The sequence below is a fragment of the Buttiauxella sp. A111 genome (assembly GCF_014189855.1).
GTDB classification, from domain to species: Bacteria; Pseudomonadota; Gammaproteobacteria; order Enterobacterales; family Enterobacteriaceae; genus Buttiauxella; species Buttiauxella selenatireducens.
The window spans coordinates 211,193-233,067 of the sequence record NZ_BJFN01000003.1; the positions used below are offsets into that span (position 1 = coordinate 211,193).

Genomic DNA, 21,875 nt, shown 5'->3' on the forward strand with positions numbered 1-21,875 from the left:
CCTCACCCTAACCCTCTCCCCCAGGAGAGGGAACTCTCTTTCCCCCCTCTCTCTCAGGGAGAGGGCCGGGGTGAGGGGAAATCGATACCACAGGACTCAAATTCATGGCTTACACCACTTTTTCACAGACGAAAAACGATCAGCTCGCGGAACCGATGTTCTTTGGCCAGTCGGTTAACGTTGCACGCTACGATCAGCAAAAATATGACATCTTCGAAAAGCTGATTGAAAAGCAACTTTCCTTCTTCTGGCGCCCGGAAGAAGTGGACGTCTCCCGTGACCGCATTGACTATCAGGCTCTGCCCGATCACGAGAAGCACATTTTCATCAGCAACCTGAAATATCAGACGCTGCTGGACTCCATTCAGGGCCGCAGCCCGAACGTCGCTTTGCTGCCGCTTATCTCTATTCCTGAGCTGGAAACCTGGGTTGAAACGTGGGCGTTCTCCGAAACCATCCACTCACGCTCTTACACCCACATCATCCGCAACATCGTTAACGATCCGGCGATTGTGTTTGACGATATCGTGACCAACGAAGAAATCTTAAAGCGCGCGAAAGATATCTCCGGTTACTACGACACGCTGATTGAGATGACCAGCTACTGGCATTTGCTGGGTGAAGGCACGCACAATGTCAACGGCAAAACCGTGACCGTAAATCTGCGCGCGCTGAAGAAACAGCTTTATATCTGCCTGATGAGCGTGAACGCGCTGGAGGCGATTCGCTTCTACGTGAGCTTCGCCTGTTCTTTCGCTTTCGCCGAGCGCGAACTGATGGAAGGCAACGCCAAAATCATCAAACTGATTGCCCGCGACGAAGCGTTGCACCTGACTGGCACTCAGCACATGCTGAACCTGATGCGTTCCGGTGAAGACGATCCTGAAATGGCCGAAATCGCACAAGAATGCCGCCAGGAATGCTATGACCTGTTCGTGTTGGCCGCTGAGCAAGAAAAAGAGTGGGCCAGCTATCTGTTCCGCGACGGCTCAATGATCGGTCTGAACAAAGATATTCTCTGCCAGTATGTTGATTACATTACGAATATCCGCATGCAGGCTGTCGGTCTGGATCTACCATTCAAAACGCGTTCAAACCCAATCCCATGGATCAATGCCTGGCTGGTGTCTGACAACGTACAGGTTGCGCCACAAGAAGTGGAAGTGAGTTCTTATCTTGTTGGCCAGATTGACTCGAATGTCGATGCTGACGACCTGAGCAATTTCCAGCTTTAAGCCATGAGCCGCATTACATTACGCAAATCCGGCGCACAACTGTTATGCGGGGAAGAACACCCTTCCCTGCTGGCGACGCTTGAATCTCATCAGGTCACCGTTGAGTATCAGTGCCGTGAAGGTTATTGCGGCTCCTGCCGTACTCGTTTAATTGCCGGGGAAGTGAAGTGGCTCACCGAGCCGTTAGCGTTTATTCAACCCGGCGAAATACTGCCCTGCTGCTGTAAAGCACAGGGCGATATTGAAATCGAGATGTAAAAAAACCTCCCGCGGGAGGTTTTTTATTTATTAACGTAAACTCTCTCTGGCTTTCATTTGTTGGTGATGTTTGTTCTCTCCCACCATCACCACCAGCAGCAGAATCACGGCCATAATACTGCCGCCGATCATCACCATAAAGCCACCGTCCCAACCGAAGAAGTCCACGGTATAACCCACAATGGCGCTTGCTGCGACCGACCCGCCCAAATAGCCAAACAATCCGGTGAAGCCCGCCGCGGTGCCTGCGGCTTTCTTCGGTGCCAGCTCGAGTGCGTGCAGGCCGATTAACATCACCGGGCCATAAATCAGGAAGCCGATGATGATCATGCATGCCATATCTACGCCTGGGTTACCCGGAGGATTTAGCCAGTACACCACCGTGGCGATAGTCACCAGAATCATAAAGAACACGCCGGTCGCACCACGGTTGCCTCTGAAGACTTTGTCCGACATCCAGCCGCAAAGCAGCGTTCCTGGAATCCCTGCATATTCATAAAGGAAGTAGGCCCAGGAGGATTTATCCAGCGCGAAGTGTTTCACTTCTTTCAGGTAGGTTGGCGACCAGTCGAGAATGCCGTAACGGAGTAAATAAACGAAAACGTTCGCAATCGCGATATACCACAGCAGGCGGTTAGGGAAAACGTACTGCATGAAGATCTGTTTGGCGGTCAGTTCTTCTTCCGCGCTTTCGCTGTAGTCGTCCGGGTAATCGTTTTTATACTCTTCGATTGGCGGCAATCCGCAAGACTGCGGGGTATCTCGCATTAAAGCAAAAGCAATTAATGCCACCAGAATAGCAGCGAAAGCAGGCATATACAGCGCTGCGTGCCAGTCGTTAAACCACGCCATCCCCAACAGGAACAGCAGCGGAGGTAACCCACCACCGACGTTATGAGCGCAGTTCCAGATGGAAACAATTCCCCCACGCTCTTTCTGAGACCACCAATGCACCATGGTGCGCCCGCACGGAGGCCACCCCATTCCCTGGAACCAACCGCATAAGAAAAGCAGTACAAACATCACGGCAATGCTGGATGTCGCCCATGGCACAAAGCCCATAAACAGCATGACGGCCGCAGCCAGAATCAAACCAGCAGGTAAGAAAACACGCGGATTGGAGCGGTCAGAAACCGACCCCATGATAAATTTCGAGAAACCGTACGCGATGGAGATCCCTGACAGCGCAAAACCCAGGTCGCCACGCGAGAAGCCCTGCTCAACCAAATACGGCATCGCAAGGGTAAAGTTTTTACGCACCAGATAGTACGCGGCATAACCGAAGAAAATCCCCATGAATATCTGCCAGCGCAGACGACGATAAGTCGGATCGATGTGCTCGCTTTTCAGTCGTGACTGGTGCGGGCTAGGTTTGAAAATGCTTAGCATGAATGCCTCCGTGGCAGTTTTTATCAGGCAATTTTCGTTTGCGAGCGCATGTTAAGGATAATCTGCGTTAGTTAGTGTGAAACATCGCACAACATATTACATTTTTATTACAAATTATCGAAATAGTGCATCACCTCTCATTTTGCTTTCGATTTATGCTCGAATTTGCTCGATATCAAACATTAAAAGAGTTAACTGTGGCTGAATAGCACGCAAGAGGATCTTTCCAGGAGAAGAGCATGGCGACGGGATGCAAAGAGTGGGATGTGATTATTATTGGCGGAGGTGCGACCGGCGCGGGCATAGCCAGAGATTGCGCTCGGCGTGGCTTACAAACCGTGCTGCTGGAAAGACATGATATCGCAACCGGCGCGACAGGCCGCAATCACGGCCTACTTCATAGCGGCGCGCGCTACGCCATGACGGATGGCGAATCAGCCAGAGAATGTATTGAAGAAAACCGCATCCTTAAACGCATTGCTCGCCATTGTATTGAACGCTCAGACGGGTTGTTTATCACCCTTCCTGAAGATGACTTGTCGTTACAAACAACCTTTATTACCGCCTGTCAGAATGCAGGAATCGACGCCGAACGTCTCGAACCTAAAGACGCTTTACGCCTGGAACCTGCTGCAAACCCTGAACTTATTGGTGCCGTACGCGTACCGGATGGCACCGTTGACCCTTTCCGCCTCACCGCTGCCAATATGCTGGATGCTCGCGAACACGGAGCCGAAATTTTAACTGGCCAGGAGGTCACCGGCCTCATTCGCCAGGGAGACAGGATATGCGGGGTGCGCGTTTACAACCACCAGACCCGACAACATCACGAGTTATACGCAAGCATGGTCGTGAATGCTGCCGGGATCTGGGGGCAGCACATTGCTGAATATGCTGATTTAAGCATTCGCATGCTCCCGGCAAAAGGTTCGCTGCTGATCCTCGGCCATCGTATTAATAACATGGTGATCAACCGCTGCCGGAAGCCCGCTGATGCCGATATTTTGGTGCCCGGCGATACCATTTCGCTGATTGGCACCACCTCAACGCCTATCGAATATGACCAAATCGACAATATGCGCGTCACGCCGCAAGAGGTCGATATTCTGATACGCGAAGGCTCAAAGCTGTCACCCAAGCTTGCCGCAACCCGCATTTTGCGTGCTTATGCTGGAGTCCGCCCGCTGGTGGCAAGTGATGACGATCCAACCGGGCGAAACGTCAGCCGTGGGATCGTGCTGCTCGATCACGCAAAACGCGATGGGATGGAAGGTTTCATCACCATCACTGGCGGAAAACTAATGACCTATCGCCTGATGGCAGAATGGGCGACAAACGCGGTATGTGAAAAACTCGGTAATAGCAAAAGCTGCACTACCGCAACCGCTCCTCTTCCGGGTTCAGAAAGTTCATCGGAAGAAACGCTCAGCAAAGTAATTTCGCTGCCGCCAACTATCCGGCGAAGCGCCGTGTGGCGTCACGGCGATCGGGCAGGGAAACTGCTGGCAGGCGACCGCCTGAGTAACAGCCTGGTGTGCGAATGCGAAGCGGTGACGGCAGGTGAAGTTCATTACGCGGTTAATCATCTGTCCGTCAGCAATCTTGGCGATTTACGCCGTCGTACTCGTGTGGGCATGGGCACTTGCCAGGGAGAGTTATGCGCCTGCCGTGCGGCGGGGTTATTACAACGCTTTGGCACCTCATCACCGGCACAATCACTTGATCAACTCTCTCTTTTCCTCAACGAACGCTGGAAAGGCATTCGCCCAATCGCCTGGGATGATGCGCTGCGGGAAAGCGAATTTACCGCCTGGGTTTACCAGGGATTGTGCGGCCTGAAAAATGGATCGAAAAAGGGAACACCACAATGAGATTCGATAGTCTGATTATTGGCGGTGGTTTAGCCGGGTTGGTATGCGGTATTCGCCTCGCAGAGGATGGCCTGCGTTGTGCCATCATCAGCCGTGGGCAAAGTGCTTTGCATTTTTCATCCGGCTCGCTGGATTTGCTGGCGGAACTCCCCGACGGAACCCCTGTAACATCCCCTATAAACGCACTGGATGTCCTGAATAAACAGGCACCAGAACACCCCTACAGTTTGATGGGAGCGGAAAACGTCCGCCGTTTCGCCGCTGAAAGTGAGGCGCTGCTCGCCCGGTGTCATCTCAATCTGCAAGGGTCTTATCAGCAAAACCATCAGCGCATTACCCCGCTGGGAACACAGCGTGCTACCTGGCTTAGCCCTGAAGAAATACCCACCACAACACTTGGCTGGAAGAGAATTACCGTCGTTGGCATTGCCGGGTTTCTGGATTTTCAGCCGGAACTGGTCGCCGGTTCTCTTACAGAAAACCATATCGAGGTACGAACAGCCGAGCTCACCCTTCCTGCGCTGGACACGTTGCGAAATAATCCCAGCGAATTCCGCGCCGCCAATATTGCCCGTGTTCTGGATATGCCTGAGCAACAACGCTTGTTGATTGAGGAGCTTAAAGCGCTGGCAATTAACACGGATGGCCTGTTTTTACCGGCATGTCTTGGGAGCGAAGATTCCCAGGCCTGGCAGGCAATCAGCCGCCAGTTGCCCTGCCCGCTTCGTTTATTACCGACTCTGCCTCCTTCGGTGCTCGGAATGCGCATGCACCACCAATTACGCCGCCGCTTCCTGCAACTTGGCGGAATAATGATGCCAGGCGATACCGTGCTGAGAACGCAAATAGAGCAGCAGAAGGTCACTGCGGTTTTCACGCGCAATCATGCCGAAGTCCCGCTGCAATCAAACAATGTGATTCTTGCCAGCGGCAGTTTTTTCAGCAACGGCCTGGAAGCAAAATTTAGCGGAATACGGGAACCGATTTTCGGTCTGGATATTCGCGCTCCCGAGCAGCGAGACGCGTGGTGCAAAGAGGACTTTTTCATCCCTCAACCCTATTTGCAGGCAGGCGTGACCGTTGATGAACATTTTCAGCCACGGCTCAACGGGCAGCGTATCGAAAACCTTTACGCCATTGGTTCGATACTCGCCGGATTCGACCCGATCCAGCAAGGTTGCGGCGCGGGCGTTTCAATGACTGGCGCTCTGCATGTCGCCCGGCAAATTATTGATAATCATGGGGGCAACGCATGAGTCTGCTCGATGAAACCCGTTTTGAAAACTGCATTAAATGCACCGTCTGCACCACTGTTTGCCCGGTAAGCCGGGTCAATCCCGATTATCCAGGCCCGAAGCAATCTGGCCCTGATGGTGAGCGCCTGCGCCTCAAAGATGCCGCACTTTACGACGATGCGCTTAAATACTGTACCAACTGCAAACGCTGCGAAGTGGCCTGCCCGTCTGATGTGAGAATTGGCGATATCATCCAGCGAGCGAAAGCCCGCCACGGTAAAACATCGTTCAACTTAAGAGATGCGATTCTCAGCCACACCGATTTGATGGGCACGCTCTCTACCCCGTTTGCACCGTTGGTCAATACCGCTACGTCACTGAAGCCGGTCAGAAACTTGCTCGATAAAACCCTCGGCATCGACAGCCATCGAGCTTTGCCAAAATACTCATCCGGCACCTTTCGCCAGTGGTATCGCAAGCAGGCAAAGAATCAACAAGCCTATGCTGAACAAGTCGCTTTTTTCCACGGCTGTTATGTCAATTACAACCACTCCCAGCTCGGCAAAGATGTCGTGCGCGTGATGAATGCCATGGGTTTTGGCGTGCAATTGCTGGAGCGAGAAAAATGCTGTGGCGTGCCGTTGATTGCCAACGGTTTTATCGACAAAGCCAAAAAGCAGGCGGCGATTAACGCGGCGTCTTTAAGCAAAGCGGTGCTGGAGCAAGGGCTGCCGGTGATTGCCACCTCATCCACCTGCACGTTTACATTGCGCGACGAATACCCGCATGTCCTGGACGTCGACACCCGCCCAATGCGTGATCATATCGAACTGGCAACACGGTTTATCTGGAAGCAACTGGAAAAAGGACGCGAGTTAAAACTGAAAGCCATGCCGCTGCGTATTGCCTACCACACACCTTGTCATATGGAGAAAATGGGCTGGTCGTTATACACACTCGATTTGCTGCGCCGCTTGCCCGGTGTCGAACTCGTTATACTCGAGTCTCAGTGCTGCGGTATTGCCGGAACCTATGGATTTAAAAAGGAAAACTACTCAACGTCGCAACAAATCGGTGCGCCGTTATTTCAGCAAATCGAAGAAAGCGGGGTCGATTTGGTGGTGACCGATTGTGAAACGTGCAAATGGCAGATCGAGATGTCCACCAGTAAAAAATGCGAGCACCCGATTACGCTGTTAGCGCAGGCGCTCGCATAGTTTTTTATAGCTCTATACTCTGAATAACATTCACCCAGCCATGCTCGGCGGCGACATCCCAGCCGTTGAGCCAGCGACGCAACATGTTTAACGCCATCATCGCGCAGACTTCCTGACGGGTGCGCAAAGTGTGGCGGGTGACGCTGAATTTCACTTGTAAACCATAAGTGCCGTTTGGTGTATGGAGGGCGAAGTTAAGGCATTCGTCTTCCAGGCTCCCCACCACCAGCGCCAGGGTACTTCCCGCTTGCAGCGCGAAGGTTTTGGCGCGTTCGGTCAGTTGTACCAGCGATTCCGGGCGCGAAGAAAGCACTTCACTGTTGCCCAACGGGGCCTGGGCACTCGAAAGTTGTAAACACAATAATCCCGCGGTGAATTGCTCACTCACCGCGATATTCAGCGACTGTGCTCTCAGGCGTTCCGCGAGTTGTGCGGGTAGCCCTGCCGTCCCTTCAAAAATGGCACTTTCACCCGCCACACGCTGCACTTGCGGCCAGACGCGCTCCATCGCCTCACGCTGGCTTGCAGGACCGGTCAGCTTCAACTCAATGATGGGCATGGATGAGCGATAGCCCATAACCGCACCTTCCGGCAACGTCAATGGGTCGAGGCTCTGGGCGAGTTCGCTTTCAGAACGCCCAAAAGTGGTGAGTCGCAGGCACACTGGCGGCTCCGGCAACACAAATCGCTCGCGCAAACGCGGCATGATTTGTTGGTCGACCATCACTTTAAATTCGGAAGGGACGCCTGGGGTGAAAAACATCAGGCAGCGGTTAAGTTGCAAAGCAAATCCGCAGGCAGTACCAACGGGGTTATCGACCATTTCACTGGTCGCAGGAATCAACGCTTGCTTACGGTTGCTCGGCGCCATTTCACGCCCACGCTCGGCAAAGAATCGCTCCATTTTCTCAAGCCATTCCTGGTGCATCACCAGTTCTACGCCTGCGGCGGTGGCGGCGGCCAGTGCGCTAAGATCATCGCTGGTGGGCCCCAGGCCACCATTCACAATCAGAATATCTGCCTGCTCGCTGCGCTCTTTGAGCACCGCGATTAAATCGTCGAGACTGTCGCCTACCGTATTACGGCGCGACATCGGTAAACCCTGGTTAAAAAGGTAATCTGCAAGCCAGGCTGCATTGGTATCAATAATTTGACCATGTAGCACTTCGTCGCCGGTAGACAGCATTTCCACTTTTATCATCGTTTTACTCCGCGGGAAGATAACGATTCACTATAACTCAAAACATTTTGGGGATTGCCAGAAATGAACAGGCCGCATTTACTGCGGCCTAAGAAATGAATTCAATATAAAAATCCTCAAAGGATTTCGTGCTGCAGGAAGGCGGCAAGAGAACGACAAATTCGTCGGGAACGAATTTGACCAGCCAGAGGCTGGCCTTCGGTGAGAGACAGGAGTCTCTCATTAATCCCGATGAGCTTAGTTTACTAAGTGATTCGGGTGAGCGAACACAGCCAACGCCCCTGCAACATGAAAGACGAAGAGGATTTTAGAAGGAGGCGCTCACACCGACATATGGCCCATCAGCGATCGCATTGTCACGTTCGCCATTTTTATTTTCCATACCGATGTAACGATAGCCGGCTTCAATAGCAACAGGGCGCAGAATCGTCCAACGTGCACCCGCGCTCGCTTCCTGGTAGTTTTCTACACCGCTGGAGAGGGAGTCTGGGGAGTAATAGTAATCACCGAACACCGAGAAGCTATCGAAAATCTTCCAGCTCAAACCGCCGCCGACTGCCAACGCATAACCTTCATCGCCATCATTAGGATTCAGGTAAACCGCACGTCCACCCACAGTTCCCATCAACGGGCCTAATGGCAGGTTCAGACCTAAACCCAGGCCCACAGTATCGCCATCGTCATCGTTATGCGCATAGTTACCGGTCATCGCCAGACCTGGAGTGTCGTTACCAAAACCGACTGCAATATTGGTGTATTTTTCACCCGCCTGACCACTGATACTGATTGCACTTGCAGATGCAGAAACGAGTGCCAAACCGGCAACGCCAACCATTAATAATTTGTTCATGCTTTCGATCCTAAGCAAAAAAAGGGATATCCCTGAAAAGAGGCCGATTCTACAGCCACGAATGATGTAATCAACGTGTTAGAAACTCTTTTCATTAATCGTTTGTAAGAAAATGAAAAAAATTGGCCATGCCGTGACAGGCTAAGTGTATGGCAGCGATAGAAAGTACCAAATTGTCCCCTGGCCACATTTCCCTTATAAATGTGAGGGATTTATGCCGTTATTAACATTGATACATGGAGACAACAATGAGCAAGAAAGGATTGACCACTGCTTCCGGAGCGCCCGTCGCCCACAATAATAATGTTGCAACCGCTGGTCCTCGTGGCCCGATGCTTTTACAAGACGTTTGGTTTTTAGAGAAACTGGCCCACTTTGATCGTGAAGTTATTCCTGAGCGCCGTATGCACGCCAAAGGCTCTGGCGCATTCGGTACCTTCACTGTCACTCACGATATTACCCCGTTTACCCGAGCAAAAATTTTCTCCGATATTGGCAAGAAAACCGAACTGTTCCTGCGCTTCTCAACCGTTGCCGGCGAGCGCGGTGCCGCAGACGCCGAGCGCGACATTCGTGGCTTCTCAATCAAGTTTTATACCGAAGAAGGTAACTGGGATTTAGTTGGCAACAACACCCCGGTGTTCTATCTGCGTGACCCGCTAAAATTCCCTGACTTAAACCACGTCGTGAAGCGCGACCCACGCACTAACCTACGTAACGCCACTTACAAATGGGATTTCTTTTCTCATCAACCGGAAACTCTGCACCAGTTAACCATCGACTTTAGCGACCGCGGCCTGCCTCGTTCTTATCGTCATATCCACGGTTTTGGTAGCCACACCTTCAGCTTTATCAATAGCGATAACCAGCGTTTCTGGGTGAAGTTCCACCTGAAAACCCAGCAAGAAATCGCCAACCTGATGGACGATGAAGCGGCGGCTATCATCGCTAATGACCGTGAAAGCTCGCAGCGTGATCTGTTTGATGCGATTGAAAGAGGAGATTTCCCTCGCTGGAAATTCTACGTGCAAATTATGCCGGAAGCAGAAGCCTCACAGACACCATACAACCCGTTTGATCTGACCAAAGTTTGGCCGCACGGCGACTATCCGCTGATTGAAGTCGGCGAACTGGAGCTGAACCGTAACCCGGATAACTACTTTGCTGACGTTGAGCAAGTCGCGATGTCTCCGGCAAACGTGGTGCCGGGCATCGGTTTCTCTCCAGACCGTATGCTGCAAGGCCGCCTGTTCTCTTACGGCGATGCGCACCGCTACCGTTTGGGCGTGAACCATCATCAAATCCCGGTTAATGCACCGAAATGTCCGTTCCACAATTACCATCGTGATGGTGCGATGCGCATTGATGGCAACAGCGGCAATGGCCCGACGTATGAACCGAACAGCTTTAATGTGTTCCAGGAGCAGCCTGATTTCAGCGAGCCACCGTTAAGCCTTGAAGGGGCAGCGGATCACTGGAATCAGCGTGAAGATACTGACTATTTCAGCCAGCCACGCGCACTGTATAACTTGCTGAGTGCGGAAGAGCATCAACGCATGTTTAACCGCATCGCAGGGGATATGAAAGAGGTGCCAGAGTTTATTCAGCAGCGCCAGATTGCCCTGTTTAGCGAGGTGCATCCAGAATATGGCGCGGGTGTTGCTGCGGCACTTAAAACATTGAAATAATGTGTATCATGGCGGGGTTACATCCCCGCCTTTTTATACCGCTAACAATTTAATTCTCACCAACAATCCCCCCAAAGCCGAACGCAACAACTCAGGCCGTGTGCGGTGATATCGCGCAATATCATTCACCAACGCCAGTCCAATCCCTGCCCCACTTTGCTCGGCGCTATTATCTAAGCGATGGAACGGCATCAGCGCGTGACGAACTTGCCCGCTCTCAATACCTGGACCGTTATCTTCAATTTCCAGCTCAATCATTTGCGATTCACCCGCGGTCACGCGAATGGTGACCATGCCGTTCTCTGGGGTATATTTCAGTGCGTTATCCAGCAAGTTGATGCACATTTCCGCCAGCAATAACGGTTCACCCGCAATCCACGCTTCGGGCAACCCCTCATAGCCTAAATCGATATTTTTACTCCGCGCCTGCGCAAGGCTTGAGAAACAGCACGTCTGGGCAATTTTCACCAAATCAACCGGCTCCATGGCCTGCCCTTCCGTCTGGTCAAGGCGGCTCAACCGCGAAAGCTGTAATAAACGCTCGGTTAAATGAATGGTGTTATCCAACGTGGATTGCATCGCCACCAGGCTTTCACGCCACTGCATCGGGTCAGAACTACTCAGCGCGACGGACGCCTGGGTTTTTAGCACCGTGAGCGGCGTGCGCAGTTGATGAGAAGCATCCGCGCTGAAGCGAGATTGCCTGGCGACTAAACCACGTAGCCTGTCGATATACCGGTTAAACGAAACAATCAATAAGCGCGTTTCTGACCAGGGCAGCAAATCGGGCAACGGCGTGAGATCGCCAGGATCACGGCGCACCATCAGCCCCGAAAGCTGGCGCATCGGTTTGAGTACTCGTCTTAACAATAACCAGGCAAGGGTTAACGTCAGCAGCACCAGACCGCCCTGGGTCAGCGTCGCCGAGGCTAACAAACGTACTGCCAGGTAGTGCCGCGATTGCACCGTTTCGGCGACGATAATTTGCGCCATACCGTTCACCCCGCCTTCATTGACGGGCTGGAGCAGGCGCGCCACTCGCAGCGTTTGCCCCCGGTAAGTCGCGTCATAAAACCATGCCAGCGCCGGATAAAGCTCCGTGCCGGGCGTGTTTTTGGGCATATCGGGCAAATCGTCATAACCGGATATCACCTTGCCGTGCGTGTCGGTGACTTTGTAATAAAGCCGGTCGTTCATGTTGCGCTCAAAACTGTCGAGCACCACCCAGGGCACCTCGACGGCAAGTTTTCCGTCATGCACCACCAACTGTTCGGCAACGGTGCGCGTTGAGGCTAATAAGGTACGATCGTAGGCTTGAGTGGCAGCGTTCATGGCACTCAGGTAGCCGCTCACCGCAGATAATCCCCACAAAATAAATAACGGCAGCCCGAGAAAAAGCAGCAGTTGCCCGAATAAAGACTGAGGTTTAATGACCCGCATCTCTGCACTCCAGCACGTAGCCCAGCCCGCGTAGCGTGGTGATCTGAACGTTACTGGTGATGAGTTTTTTACGCAGCCGGTGAATATACAGTTCGATACTTTCCGGGCTTGCCTCGTCACTCAAACTAAAAACCTGCTCGAACAGTTGCTGCTTGGGAACCGGGCGCGTACGGCGATACATCAACATCGTCAGAATGGCGTGTTCACGTGGCGTTAAGGCGAGCGGTTTATTTTCCAGTAGAAAATAGCCGTCATCATGAAAAGCGAGTTGCCCTAATTGTTGCTGCTCATGGATTTGCCCTTCGCTGCGCCGCACCAGCGCACGTAGTCTTGCATCCAGTTCTTCAAGATCAAAAGGCTTCGGCAAATAATCATCCGCTCCGGTGTTCAACCCTTTCACCCGGTCGCTCACGGTGCTGTGCGCCGTCAACAGCAACACGGGCAAGGTCTGCCCGCGTTTACGCAAGCGCTGCAACACTTCAAGCCCATCCATTCTCGGCATGCCGATATCCATTACCGCGACCGCGTAACGTTCGTTTTGTAACAGATGGTCGGCAGCCTGGCCGTCAAATACGCAATCCACCGCAAAGCCCGCTTGTATCAGGGCTTTTTCCAGCCAGTGAGCCAGCTCACGGTTATCTTCCGCCAGTAAGAGACGCATATCACATCCTGTAAAGTTTCAACCTGCGTGAAAGGTAAATGAAAGGTTAATGCTTTAACAATCACGCAACCGAGCTACTGCAAGGCGGTTCACATAATTTGACGTGAGGATGAAGATAAAAATGAAACGTACTCTACTCTCTGCTTTTACCGCTTCAGCTTTGTTATTAACCGCTTTTAATACACTGGCAGCAGAAGTCCCTTCCCGCACCGAATGTATCGCCCCGGCCAAGCCTGGCGGCGGTTTTGATCTGACCTGCAAACTGATTCAGGTCAGCCTGCAAGAAACTGGCGTTATCGAAAAACCGATGCGTGTCACTTACATGCCCGGCGGCGTTGGCGCGGTGGCTTATAACGCAATTGTCGCCCAGCGCCCTGCGGAAGCGGGAACCGTGGTCGCCTTCTCTGGCGGCTCTTTGCTGAACCTTTCACAAGGTAAATTTGGCCGCTATGGCGTGGATGATGTGCGCTGGCTGGCGAGCGTGGGCACTGACTACGGCATGATTGCGGTGCGTGCCGATTCGCCGTGGAAAGATTTGAAATCGCTGCTGGCGGCGATGGAAAAAGATCCGAACAGCGTGGTGATTGGCGCGGGCGCATCCATCGGCAGCCAGGACTGGATGAAGACGGCGTTGCTGGCGCAAAAAGCCCATGTCGACCCACACAAAATGCGTTATGTCGCCTTTGAAGGCGGCGGCGAATCGGTAACCGCACTGATGGGCAACCATGTGCAGGCGGTTTCGGGCGATCTGAGCGAAATGGTGCCGTACCTGAGTGGCGACAAGCTGCGCGTGCTGGCGGTGTTCTCGGACCAACGTTTACCGGGCGAGCTGGCAAAAATCCCGACAGCCAAAGAGCAAGGTTTTGACCTGGTGTGGCCAATTATTCGCGGCTTTTACGTTGGCCCGAAAGTCAGTGACGCGGAATACCAGTGGTGGGTGGATACCTTCAACGCGCTCCAGCAAACCGAAGACTTCAAAAAACAGCGCGATCTGCGAGGCCTGTTCGAGTTCAACATGAGCGGTAAGGAACTGGACGATTACGTGAAGAAACAGGTCACGAGTTATCGCGAGCAAGCCAAAGCCTTCGGCCTGGCTAAGTAACCGGAGGCGATGATGAGCGATCGTATTTTTGCTGGGATCTGGATTGCGCTGTGTGTTGGTGGTCTGTTTATCGGCTGGCAAATTCAGAGCGAATATAGCTACGAACCCGTTGGGCCACGTCCGTTCCCGGTGGTGATTATCGGCCTGATGCTGCTGTGTTCGGTATTACTGCTGCTGCGCCATCCCGACGTAGTGGAGTGGCCGCATCGCCGGACGCTGCAACGTTTGGTGATTATGGTCATCGCCCTGGCGCTCTACGCCTGGTCGTTTGAATGGCTTGGCTTCCCGCTGGCTACGACGTTCCTCACCGCCTGTGTCGGTTTGCTGTTTGGCGCCACCATTCCGGCGGCATTAATTTCCGGTGCGGTGATGGGCGGAGTGCTGTTCTGGTCATTTGACCGGCTGTTGGATGTGACCCTTCCCCTCGGCGTGTGGTTGAGTTAACGGCTTAAACTTAAAGGTGTGGTTATGGATACCTGGTTCTACTTGTCTCAAGGGTTTGCCGTCGCACTGACGCCGGAAAACCTGATGATTGCCCTGATTGGCTGCTTTGTTGGCACCATCGTTGGGCTGCTGCCGGGCCTCGGCCCAATCAACGGCGTGGCGATTTTGCTACCGCTGGCTTTCGCCCTGAAATTACCACCGGAGTCTGCGCTGATCCTGCTGGCAACGGTCTACATCGGCTGCGAATACGGAGGGCGTATTTCATCAATCCTGCTTAACGTGCCGGGAGATGCGGCGGCGATTATGACCGCGCTTGATGGCTACCCCATGGCGAAGGAAGGCCGGGGCGGTGTGGCGCTGTCGATTTCTGCCGTCAGTTCGTTCGTTGGCTCTTTCCTGGCGATCATCGGCATGATCCTTTTTGCACCGGCGCTGGCACAGTGGTCACTGGCATTCGGCCCCGCTGAATACTTTGCCTTGATGGTCTTTGCTATTGCCTGCCTTGGCAGCATGATGGCGCAAAATCCGCTGAAATCGTTCCTTGCAGCGTTGATTGGTCTGGGTCTTGCCACCGTCGGAGTGGATGCCAACACCGGGGTATATCGCTTCACATTTGATAGCGTTCACCTCTCCGACGGTGTGCAATTTATTGTCGTGGTTATCGGCCTGTTCTCGGTTTCAGAAATTCTGTTAATGCTGGAAAGCACCAGCAGCGGGCAAGTGCTGGTGCGTAAAACCGGGCGCATGATGTTTAACATGAAGGAAGCCGCGCATTGTACCGGAGCCACGCTGCGTTCTTCGGTTATCGGTTTCTTCGTCGGCATTTTGCCTGGCGCGGGTGCCACCATCGCCAGTGCGATTGCCTATATGACGGAGAAGAAGTTAAGCGGTAATAGCGACACCTTTGGTAAAGGGGATATTCGTGGCGTGGCAGCACCGGAAGCGGCAAACAATGCCTCGGCGTGTGGATCATTTATTCCGATGTTAACGCTTGGCGTTCCGGGTTCCGGCACTACGGCGGTGATGATGGGCGCACTCACGCTCTACAACATTACGCCAGGCCCTGCGATGTTTACCGAACAACCGGATATCGTCTGGGGACTCATTGCGTCACTGCTGATTGCCAACGTGATGTTGCTGGTGATGAACATTCCGCTGATCGGATTCTTTACCAAGATGTTGAGCATTCCGCTGTGGTTCCTGGTGCCCGCCATAGCCGCCGTTTCAGCCGTGGGGGTTTACGCGGTACATAGCACAACGTTCGATTTGCTGTTGATGGTTGGCCTGGGCGTATTGGGTTACATTTTGCGCAAAATGCACTTCCCGATGTCGCCATTAATTCTCGGCTTCGTGTTGGGTGAAATGCTGGAGCAAAACCTACGCCGTGCGCTGTCTATCAGTAACGGAGGGTTGAGTATTCTGTGGGAAAGCGGTGTGGCTAAGAGTCTGCTGATTATGGCGATTATCGTGATTGTGGTGCCACCGGTTCTGCGTTTGATTCGCCGCCCGCGTAAAGCGGCTGTCGATATCGCGTAAGGTTTAAACGCGCGCCTTACGGCGCGCATTTTGCCAATGAATCAGCAACCCACTGTTTTAACTGATTTCGTGAAATCTTAATCCCACCCTGCTTGATGTCATCGGGCAGAGGCAACCAGCGTACCGGCTGCTGAAAACGCGCCACTTTGCCCTGTAGCCATTCGTCGAGCTGCGACAATGCAAAATCGTCATCGGCTTCAACCACAGCAACCGGGCGCTGCCCAAATTCTGCATCATCAATCGGCACCACAAATACCTGTTTCACGGCCGGATGCTGCACAATAATGCTTTCAACTTCTTCAGGCTGTATCCCTTCCCCGCCGCTGAAAAACAGGTTGTCGAGGCGGCCAATTATCGTCAGGCGATGATTGTTCAACATGCCGCGATCGCGAGTGGCAAACCAGCCTTCAGCATTCACCAGCGGCAGCACGCTACCCGCTTTCCAGTAACCTGAAGCCATGCTGTTCGCACGGATCCACACCTCTTCATCGACGATTGAAACTTCACGTCCCGGCAACGCTGTCCCCACATCGGGAAGCCCATCAGCACGTTTAGCACACACAGTCGAAGCCAGCTCCGTCATACCGTAACCACACCAGCAGTTGATGCCTTTGGCGATAGCGGCTTGCGTCAGTTCAACGGGGATAGCGGCACCGCCCAGTAACACTTCGCGCAACGCAAGCGACGGCGATTGTTCCAGCAGACGCCAGAGTTGTGTCGGCACCAGCGAAGCGTGAGAGCACCCCTGCAACGCCTCGCTCAATGGGTGTAAATCACACACTTTCATACCCCCACCCGCCAATAACCAGCGCCACAAAATGCCCTGACCTGAAACGTGGAACAGCGGCAGTGAAAGCAACCAGCTATCGTGCGCACCATAGTCCATCACCGCCAACACCCCGGCAGCACTGGCAAGATGGGCATCCGCAGTATGAACAACGGCTTTTGGTAAACCCGTCGAACCGGAGGTCAACGTCATCGACGCATAGCGCGACGGCTGCCATTCAACCTGGTAGCGTGTTCCTTCGTTCATCGCGAGCGGGTTGATGTTAGCCACGCTTAGCGACGAGCCAAAAACCAGCCCATGGTGAATGGTTAAATCAGGTAGCAATTGTGCTAACAGCGACTCGGGTAACTGCGGATTGAGCGGCAACACACGTGCACCACATTGCAGCAGTGCAAGGAACGAGAAAACCATTTCCGGGCAATTTTTTGCGCGCAGGGCAACACCTTGCCCATCACGCACACCTTGTTGCCGGAAACCGTCAGCCAACGCATCAACGCGCTGGCATAACTCACGCCAGTTCAGGGTTTTACTGCCTAACGTTAACGCGGTTTCATGACCGCGATGTTGTGCCCAATGTTGCCAGGGAAAGTCCTGGAAAATCATACTTGATCACTCACAGTACACGCTCAAGGGATTCCAGCGACCAGCAAGGTAACGGGCTGTTTGGCCATTCACGCACCAATTGCGCCTGCATCAATGACAAAGTATCTAAACCGGGAAGAGTTTGCGGTGTTAACCACGCGGCAATCCTCGCCAGCTGTGTCAAACCGAGGCTTGATTCGATGGAGGAGCTAATGACCGCAGTCAATCCTAACGCATGAATCTGTTCTACTTGTTGTCGGACTTTTTCCAGACTGCCCGTCAGCGTTGGCTTGATAACCAGCGCCGTAACACCGGGCTCGGCGGCAAACTCAAAGCCAGGTTCACGCAAACTCTCATCCCACGCGATGGCAATCCCCGTTTCACGGGCAAATTCGCGAGATTGCTCGCGGGTTTTGCACGGCTCTTCGATAAACGCGATACGCGGGCGGTAATCTGGATTGACGTATTTAGCGAACTGCTGGGCTTTGAGCGGCGTCCATCCACGGTTTGCATCAAGACGCAAACGTAAATCTGGGATGGCCTCCAACAACAAATTCACCACCATTCCGTCGCGCACGGCTTCGTACAATCCCACTTTCACCTTCGCGATTTTCTCGCCAGGGATGGCATCGAGCATGGCAAACAGTTCATCCGGGTCCCCGGTACACAACGGTGCGGCACGGTAATCCGCCGCTTGTGGTAATTCACCGCTGATTTCCGCCAGCGCGCAACTCAGGCCAAATGCCACCGAAGGCATGTCTGGCAACTCGCCGCCATCACCCGCTTGCCAGCCCTGCAACCAGCCCAGCGCCACAGCCTTGGCATCCTCGACAGTTTCAGCACTAAAACCCGGCAATGGCGAAATTTCGCCAAAGCCTTGTTTGTCGCCGTCCGTCAGGCGCACCAGTAGCCCGTCGCGCGTTTTCAGGCGCTGATTGCGCAGCACCACTCCCGCATCCATCGGCACCTGAAAGCGCCAGAGTTCGACCTGACGCATTACGGATTCCGTTTGAATTTGCTGAAATCAGGCTGGCGTTTTTGGTTGAACGCATTGCGGCCTTCCTGACCTTCTTCGGTCATGTAGAACAGCATAGTGGCGTTACCCGCCAGTTCTTGCAGACCCGCCTGACCGTCGCAGTCAGCATTCAGCGCAGCTTTCAGGCAACGCAGCGCCATTGGGCTGTTTTGTAGCATTTCACGACACCAACGTACGGTCTCTTTTTCCAGATCGGCGTTCGGTACCACGGTGTTCACCAGGCCCATATCCAACGCTTCTTTCGCATCGTACTGACGGCACAGGAACCAGATTTCACGCGCTTTTTTCTGGCCGACAATACGCGCCATGTATGATGCGCCCCAACCACCGTCGAACGAGCCGACTTTCGGGCCAGTCTGACCGAATACCGCATTTTCCGCGGCAATAGTCAGGTCGCACATCATATGCAGAACGTGGCCGCCACCGATAGAGAACCCGGCAACCATCGCGACAACAGGTTTTGGACAGGTACGGATCTGGCGCTGGAAATCGAGCACATTCAGATGATGGGTACCGCTTGCGTCCTGGTAACCGCCGTAATCGCCGCGTACCTTTTGATCGCCGCCTGCGCAGAAGGCTTTTTCACCTTCGCCAGTCAGAATGATGGTGCCGATATTGTCGTCATAACGTGCATCAGCCAGCGCATTGATCATCTCTTTCACGGTCAGCGGGCGGAATGCGTTGCGAACTTCAGGGCGGTTGATGGTGATTTTAGCGATGCCATCGGCAGACTTGTGATAGCGGATATCAGTGTAACCTTCCGAGCAATCCTGCCATTCAATCGGGGCATAGAGCATTTGTTCATCTGGGTAAATCATGGTGTATCCTCGATAGGTTTTCGCAATAAATTGAGCAGGCAAGCGCTGAAAGCGACGGGATTGTCCCGATGCGCGTTGTGGCCTGCGGCAGTAATAAGATGCGGTGTAAGAGCCAGGCTGTGCGCCACGGAACGAAATTTTTCGTCCAGCTCACCACAAAGATAGTAAAAAGGCTGAGGGATTTGCTGAAGCGCCGCCCGTAAATCCGGTTGGTTTCCCAACGATGTCGCCTCAAGCATTGCCGCAAGGCTTGCGGCATTATTTTGACTCCGCAAAGCGATAAGTGCCGTGCGTTGTTGGTCATTAAGCGACTGAAATACCGGTTGTTGATACCAGGCGTGGAGCACATCTTGTAGCGCTTCGTTACGTAAACGCTGCCCCCATAGATGGTCACTGGCCTGTCTTTCACGACGGGCGTTTTCATCCGCAAGGCCAGGATGACTCCCCTCGACCACCAGGCCGCACAGACCGGAGTTTTCCCCCTGACAAGCATGGTACATCGCGACGCGCCCGCCAAGGGAGTAGCCGATTAACCAGTATTTTAGGATGTTGTAACTAAGCAGCGTTTTTCGCAGAAGTTGATCGACCTGATGAAAGTCGCTCGCCGTAATATCGGCTGATTTTCCGTGACCGGGTAAATCGATGCGCAGTTGCGGCCAGTCGATAAAACTCTCGCTCACCGCATCCCACTCACGCAGGCTTCCTAAGAAACCATGCAGCCAGACAAGACACGGTAAACGGGCATCACGCCCTTCGCGATAAACCGCATGCAGGATCATGCCTGGCTAACCTGCGCCAGTAAATTCTGTAAGGTTTGCGCGCCGTCGGTTTCAGCCACGGTCGCCTCGATGATGGTGGTTTGCGGGCGCAACCAGGCGTTGCTGACCGCATCCTGCAATTCATCCCAGCTTGTCGGGTTGTGATAACTCAGGTTAAACATCGCCGCCGCGTGGGCAAAATTGACGTTTTGCGGCATGCAATAAAAACGTTCGCGTTCCTCGGCCGGGGTGGGTAACAACGAGAAAATCTGTCCACCATTATTATTCACGATCAGCAAAACGAACGGCGCGGAAACCTGGCGTAATAACGCCAGCGAATTGAGATCGTACAACGCAGAAAGATCCCCCACGATCGCAAGCGTCGAACGAGCAGTCGCGCGTTGCACACCCGCAGCAGTCGAGAGCAATCCGTCAATACCACTTGCGCCACGGTTGCTGTAAACCGGATAACCCGCAGGCAACTGAGCAAAAGAGTCCACGAGCCGAACAATCAGGCTGTTGCCGACAAACAATTGCCCGCCATCCGGCAACAATTCAGGTAAACGAGCGGCTATTTGTGCCTCACCAAATTCAACGGTGCCCTTCTTCACCGCCTGCTGCGCGATTTTTGCCAGGGTCGTTAATTTCTCATCCCATGCGGCGCGTTTTTCTGCCGGATGAAGCTCCAGCCATTGAATAATGTCGCAGGCTAAACGGCGGCCACGGTGATTCGCAGGATCAAGCCGGTTTGGCAAGTTATCCACGAGCCAGTACTCTTCTGGCTCACACGCAGATTGCCACTGCAAAACGCGTTTTCCAGTCAGGCTGCAGCCAAACTGGATAATGATTTGCGCCTCGGCAAGTTCAGTGACGGCCTGGCTGTTGCTCAGCCATAAATCCGCACAGGGCAGCGGCTGCCCGGTTTGCGATAACACATCACCAATCAGCGGCCAACCCAATGTTTTCGCCCATGAAGCAACCTGCTTTCCTTCATCGGCATTCAAACGCCCGGCAACAACTACGCCGCGTTTTTGCCGCCAGAAGAACCAGTCGCGTTGTTTTATCACTTCCTGAGCACTGCCCATTCGCAACCAGGGTTTATCACTTTGCCACCAGTCGCCAAGCGCCTGTTGCCAACTCATGCCCGTTTCATCTTGTTCACCGTAAAGCGGCTCGGCAAAGGGGCAATTGATGTGAACGGCGCCACCCATAAGTTGGCCGAGCGCGTTATCAATGGTCGAAACCAGCCAGCGCGCAGGAATGTCCTGCGTTGGTCGCGGCAAATTAATCGATTGAGTCGGATGGGAACTGAAAATTCCAGGCTGGCGAATTGCCTGATTGGCACCGCAATCAATAAGCTCTGGTGGGCGGTCGGCGGTCAATACCACCAGTTTTTCGCCCGTCAAACCGGCCTCAATAATCGCCGGATAGAGATTGGCGACGGCCGTCCCGGATGTCACGATGATCGCAACCGGGGCCTGACTGGCTTTTGCCAGACCCAGTGCAAGATGACCTAAACCACGTTCGTCAAAATGCGTATGACAGATGAAAGCCCGATTTTCAGCCGCACCAAGGGTAAGCGGAGTAGAACGCGAACCAGGCGCCACGCACACATGGCGGACACCGTGACGGGTTAGCGCTTCAAGAATTACCGTAGCCCAACGGCGGTTAAATGAGCTTATCGACATGATTAAGTCCTGAGTCAATTTTGCTGACTCATTATAAATATTGTTAGAACGGTTATTTTGATATGGGTTAGTTATCTAT

Annotated in this window: 19 protein-coding genes; 9 read left to right on the top strand and 10 right to left on the bottom strand. The window is 53.4% G+C overall.

The features are described from left to right. The first annotated feature begins 104 nt into the window (after nucleotides 1-104). Both nrdB and yfaE read left to right on the top strand, forming a co-directional pair. Nucleotides 105-1,235: a class Ia ribonucleoside-diphosphate reductase subunit beta gene (gene nrdB, locus BSPA111_RS10310; RefSeq protein ID WP_183271079.1), complete on the top strand. Its 1,131-nt coding sequence runs from the start codon at nucleotides 105-107 to the stop codon at nucleotides 1,233-1,235. A 3-nt stretch (nucleotides 1,236-1,238) separates the two neighbouring features. Beyond that, nucleotides 1,239-1,493: a class I ribonucleotide reductase maintenance protein YfaE gene (gene yfaE, locus BSPA111_RS10315; protein ID WP_183271080.1), complete on the top strand. Its 255-nt coding sequence runs from the start codon at nucleotides 1,239-1,241 to the stop codon at nucleotides 1,491-1,493. A gap of 30 nt (nucleotides 1,494-1,523) precedes the next feature. Here yfaE and glpT read toward each other — a convergent pair whose 3' ends face one another. Beyond that, the gene (gene glpT, locus BSPA111_RS10320; RefSeq protein WP_183271081.1) at nucleotides 1,524-2,882 is read right to left on the bottom strand and encodes a glycerol-3-phosphate transporter; all 1,359 of its coding nucleotides are present in this window, start codon (nucleotides 2,880-2,882) and stop codon (nucleotides 1,524-1,526) included. 239 nt (nucleotides 2,883-3,121) lie between these two features. Between glpT and glpA the strand changes: the two genes are divergently transcribed. From glpA to glpC, 3 genes are read left to right on the top strand one after another with little or no spacing between them, the layout of a single operon-like run. Further along, nucleotides 3,122-4,753, top strand: coding sequence for an anaerobic glycerol-3-phosphate dehydrogenase subunit A (gene glpA, locus BSPA111_RS10325; protein ID WP_183271082.1), 1,632 nt, complete (start codon nucleotides 3,122-3,124; stop codon nucleotides 4,751-4,753). Further along, the gene (gene glpB / locus BSPA111_RS10330) at nucleotides 4,750-6,009 is read left to right on the top strand and encodes a glycerol-3-phosphate dehydrogenase subunit GlpB (protein ID WP_183271083.1); all 1,260 of its coding nucleotides are present in this window, start codon (nucleotides 4,750-4,752) and stop codon (nucleotides 6,007-6,009) included. The genes glpA and glpB overlap by 4 nt, the downstream gene beginning before the upstream one ends. Beyond that, nucleotides 6,006-7,205, top strand: a complete 1,200-nt coding sequence (glpC, locus tag BSPA111_RS10335; RefSeq protein WP_183271084.1) for an anaerobic glycerol-3-phosphate dehydrogenase subunit GlpC — start codon at nucleotides 6,006-6,008, stop codon at nucleotides 7,203-7,205. Before glpB ends, glpC begins: the two co-directional genes overlap by 4 nt. Before the next feature lie 4 nt (nucleotides 7,206-7,209). On the opposite strand, the gene BSPA111_RS10340 is transcribed toward glpC, so the two are convergent. Both BSPA111_RS10340 and BSPA111_RS10345 read right to left on the bottom strand, forming a co-directional pair. Next, nucleotides 7,210-8,406, bottom strand: coding sequence for a nicotinamide mononucleotide deamidase-related protein YfaY (locus tag BSPA111_RS10340; protein WP_183271085.1), 1,197 nt, complete (start codon nucleotides 8,404-8,406; stop codon nucleotides 7,210-7,212). 307 nt (nucleotides 8,407-8,713) lie between these two features. Beyond that, nucleotides 8,714-9,256, bottom strand: a complete 543-nt coding sequence (locus BSPA111_RS10345; RefSeq protein WP_183271086.1) for a YfaZ family outer membrane protein — start codon at nucleotides 9,254-9,256, stop codon at nucleotides 8,714-8,716. Nucleotides 9,257-9,504: 248 nt separating this feature from the next. Between BSPA111_RS10345 and katA the strand changes: the two genes are divergently transcribed. After that, the gene (gene katA / locus BSPA111_RS10350) at nucleotides 9,505-10,944 is read left to right on the top strand and encodes a catalase KatA (RefSeq protein ID WP_183271087.1); all 1,440 of its coding nucleotides are present in this window, start codon (nucleotides 9,505-9,507) and stop codon (nucleotides 10,942-10,944) included. 33 nt (nucleotides 10,945-10,977) lie between these two features. Here katA and BSPA111_RS10355 read toward each other — a convergent pair whose 3' ends face one another. Continuing rightward, nucleotides 10,978-12,384 (bottom strand): sensor histidine kinase, encoded by a 1,407-nt coding sequence (locus BSPA111_RS10355; RefSeq protein ID WP_183271088.1) that lies wholly within the window; start codon nucleotides 12,382-12,384, stop codon nucleotides 10,978-10,980. Continuing rightward, nucleotides 12,371-13,045, bottom strand: coding sequence for a transcriptional regulator TctD (gene tctD / locus BSPA111_RS10360; protein ID WP_183271089.1), 675 nt, complete (start codon nucleotides 13,043-13,045; stop codon nucleotides 12,371-12,373). The genes BSPA111_RS10355 and tctD overlap by 14 nt, the downstream gene beginning before the upstream one ends. A 121-nt stretch (nucleotides 13,046-13,166) precedes the next feature. Here tctD and BSPA111_RS10365 point away from each other — a divergent pair, with 121 nt between their 5' ends. Genes BSPA111_RS10365 through BSPA111_RS10375 form a run of 3 tightly spaced genes read left to right on the top strand, consistent with a single transcriptional unit; the run spans nucleotide 13,167 to nucleotide 16,127 of the window. Beyond that, entirely contained in the window at nucleotides 13,167-14,147 is a 981-nt protein-coding gene (locus tag BSPA111_RS10365; protein WP_183271090.1) for a tripartite tricarboxylate transporter substrate binding protein, read from the top strand. 12 nt (nucleotides 14,148-14,159) lie between these two features. After that, on the top strand, nucleotides 14,160-14,591 hold the full coding sequence (locus tag BSPA111_RS10370) for a tripartite tricarboxylate transporter TctB family protein (RefSeq protein WP_183271091.1): 432 nt from the start codon (nucleotides 14,160-14,162) through the stop codon (nucleotides 14,589-14,591). A gap of 24 nt (nucleotides 14,592-14,615) precedes the next feature. Further along, complete coding sequence (locus BSPA111_RS10375; RefSeq protein WP_183271092.1) at nucleotides 14,616-16,127, top strand: tripartite tricarboxylate transporter permease; 1,512 nt, start codon at nucleotides 14,616-14,618, stop codon at nucleotides 16,125-16,127. Between the two features lie 16 nt (nucleotides 16,128-16,143). Here the strand turns inward: BSPA111_RS10375 and menE are convergent, their stop codons facing one another. From menE to menD, 5 genes are read right to left on the bottom strand one after another with little or no spacing between them, the layout of a single operon-like run. Further along, complete coding sequence (menE, locus tag BSPA111_RS10380; RefSeq protein ID WP_183271093.1) at nucleotides 16,144-17,517, bottom strand: o-succinylbenzoate--CoA ligase; 1,374 nt, start codon at nucleotides 17,515-17,517, stop codon at nucleotides 16,144-16,146. A 10-nt stretch (nucleotides 17,518-17,527) separates the two neighbouring features. Continuing rightward, complete coding sequence (gene menC / locus BSPA111_RS10385; RefSeq protein WP_183271094.1) at nucleotides 17,528-18,493, bottom strand: o-succinylbenzoate synthase; 966 nt, start codon at nucleotides 18,491-18,493, stop codon at nucleotides 17,528-17,530. Continuing rightward, on the bottom strand, nucleotides 18,493-19,350 hold the full coding sequence (gene menB / locus BSPA111_RS10390; RefSeq protein WP_183271095.1) for a 1,4-dihydroxy-2-naphthoyl-CoA synthase: 858 nt from the start codon (nucleotides 19,348-19,350) through the stop codon (nucleotides 18,493-18,495). The genes menC and menB overlap by 1 nt, the downstream gene beginning before the upstream one ends. Continuing rightward, a complete protein-coding gene (gene menH, locus BSPA111_RS10395; RefSeq protein WP_183271096.1) occupies nucleotides 19,347-20,129 on the bottom strand; it encodes a 2-succinyl-6-hydroxy-2,4-cyclohexadiene-1-carboxylate synthase in 783 nt (260 codons plus the stop codon). Before menH ends, menB begins: the two co-directional genes overlap by 4 nt. Then, complete coding sequence (gene menD, locus BSPA111_RS10400; protein ID WP_183271097.1) at nucleotides 20,126-21,796, bottom strand: 2-succinyl-5-enolpyruvyl-6-hydroxy-3-cyclohexene-1-carboxylic-acid synthase; 1,671 nt, start codon at nucleotides 21,794-21,796, stop codon at nucleotides 20,126-20,128. Before menD ends, menH begins: the two co-directional genes overlap by 4 nt. Nucleotides 21,797-21,875 lie beyond the last annotated feature (79 nt).

Coding starts and splice junctions, on each gene's coding strand:
- nrdB (WP_183271079.1), top strand. CDS start 105: ATGGCTTACACCACTTTTTCACAGACGAAAAACGATCAGCTCGCGGAA.
- yfaE (WP_183271080.1), top strand. CDS start 1,239: ATGAGCCGCATTACATTACGCAAATCCGGCGCACAACTGTTATGCGGG.
- glpT (WP_183271081.1), bottom strand. CDS start 2,882: ATGCTAAGCATTTTCAAACCTAGCCCGCACCAGTCACGACTGAAAAGC.
- glpA (WP_183271082.1), top strand. CDS start 3,122: ATGGCGACGGGATGCAAAGAGTGGGATGTGATTATTATTGGCGGAGGT.
- glpB (WP_183271083.1), top strand. CDS start 4,750: ATGAGATTCGATAGTCTGATTATTGGCGGTGGTTTAGCCGGGTTGGTA.
- glpC (WP_183271084.1), top strand. CDS start 6,006: ATGAGTCTGCTCGATGAAACCCGTTTTGAAAACTGCATTAAATGCACC.
- BSPA111_RS10340 (WP_183271085.1), bottom strand. CDS start 8,406: ATGATAAAAGTGGAAATGCTGTCTACCGGCGACGAAGTGCTACATGGT.
- BSPA111_RS10345 (WP_183271086.1), bottom strand. CDS start 9,256: ATGAACAAATTATTAATGGTTGGCGTTGCCGGTTTGGCACTCGTTTCT.
- katA (WP_183271087.1), top strand. CDS start 9,505: ATGAGCAAGAAAGGATTGACCACTGCTTCCGGAGCGCCCGTCGCCCAC.
- BSPA111_RS10355 (WP_183271088.1), bottom strand. CDS start 12,384: ATGCGGGTCATTAAACCTCAGTCTTTATTCGGGCAACTGCTGCTTTTT.
- tctD (WP_183271089.1), bottom strand. CDS start 13,045: ATGCGTCTCTTACTGGCGGAAGATAACCGTGAGCTGGCTCACTGGCTG.
- BSPA111_RS10365 (WP_183271090.1), top strand. CDS start 13,167: ATGAAACGTACTCTACTCTCTGCTTTTACCGCTTCAGCTTTGTTATTA.
- BSPA111_RS10370 (WP_183271091.1), top strand. CDS start 14,160: ATGAGCGATCGTATTTTTGCTGGGATCTGGATTGCGCTGTGTGTTGGT.
- BSPA111_RS10375 (WP_183271092.1), top strand. CDS start 14,616: ATGGATACCTGGTTCTACTTGTCTCAAGGGTTTGCCGTCGCACTGACG.
- menE (WP_183271093.1), bottom strand. CDS start 17,517: ATGATTTTCCAGGACTTTCCCTGGCAACATTGGGCACAACATCGCGGT.
- menC (WP_183271094.1), bottom strand. CDS start 18,493: ATGCGTCAGGTCGAACTCTGGCGCTTTCAGGTGCCGATGGATGCGGGA.
- menB (WP_183271095.1), bottom strand. CDS start 19,350: ATGATTTACCCAGATGAACAAATGCTCTATGCCCCGATTGAATGGCAG.
- menH (WP_183271096.1), bottom strand. CDS start 20,129: ATGATCCTGCATGCGGTTTATCGCGAAGGGCGTGATGCCCGTTTACCG.
- menD (WP_183271097.1), bottom strand. CDS start 21,796: ATGTCGATAAGCTCATTTAACCGCCGTTGGGCTACGGTAATTCTTGAA.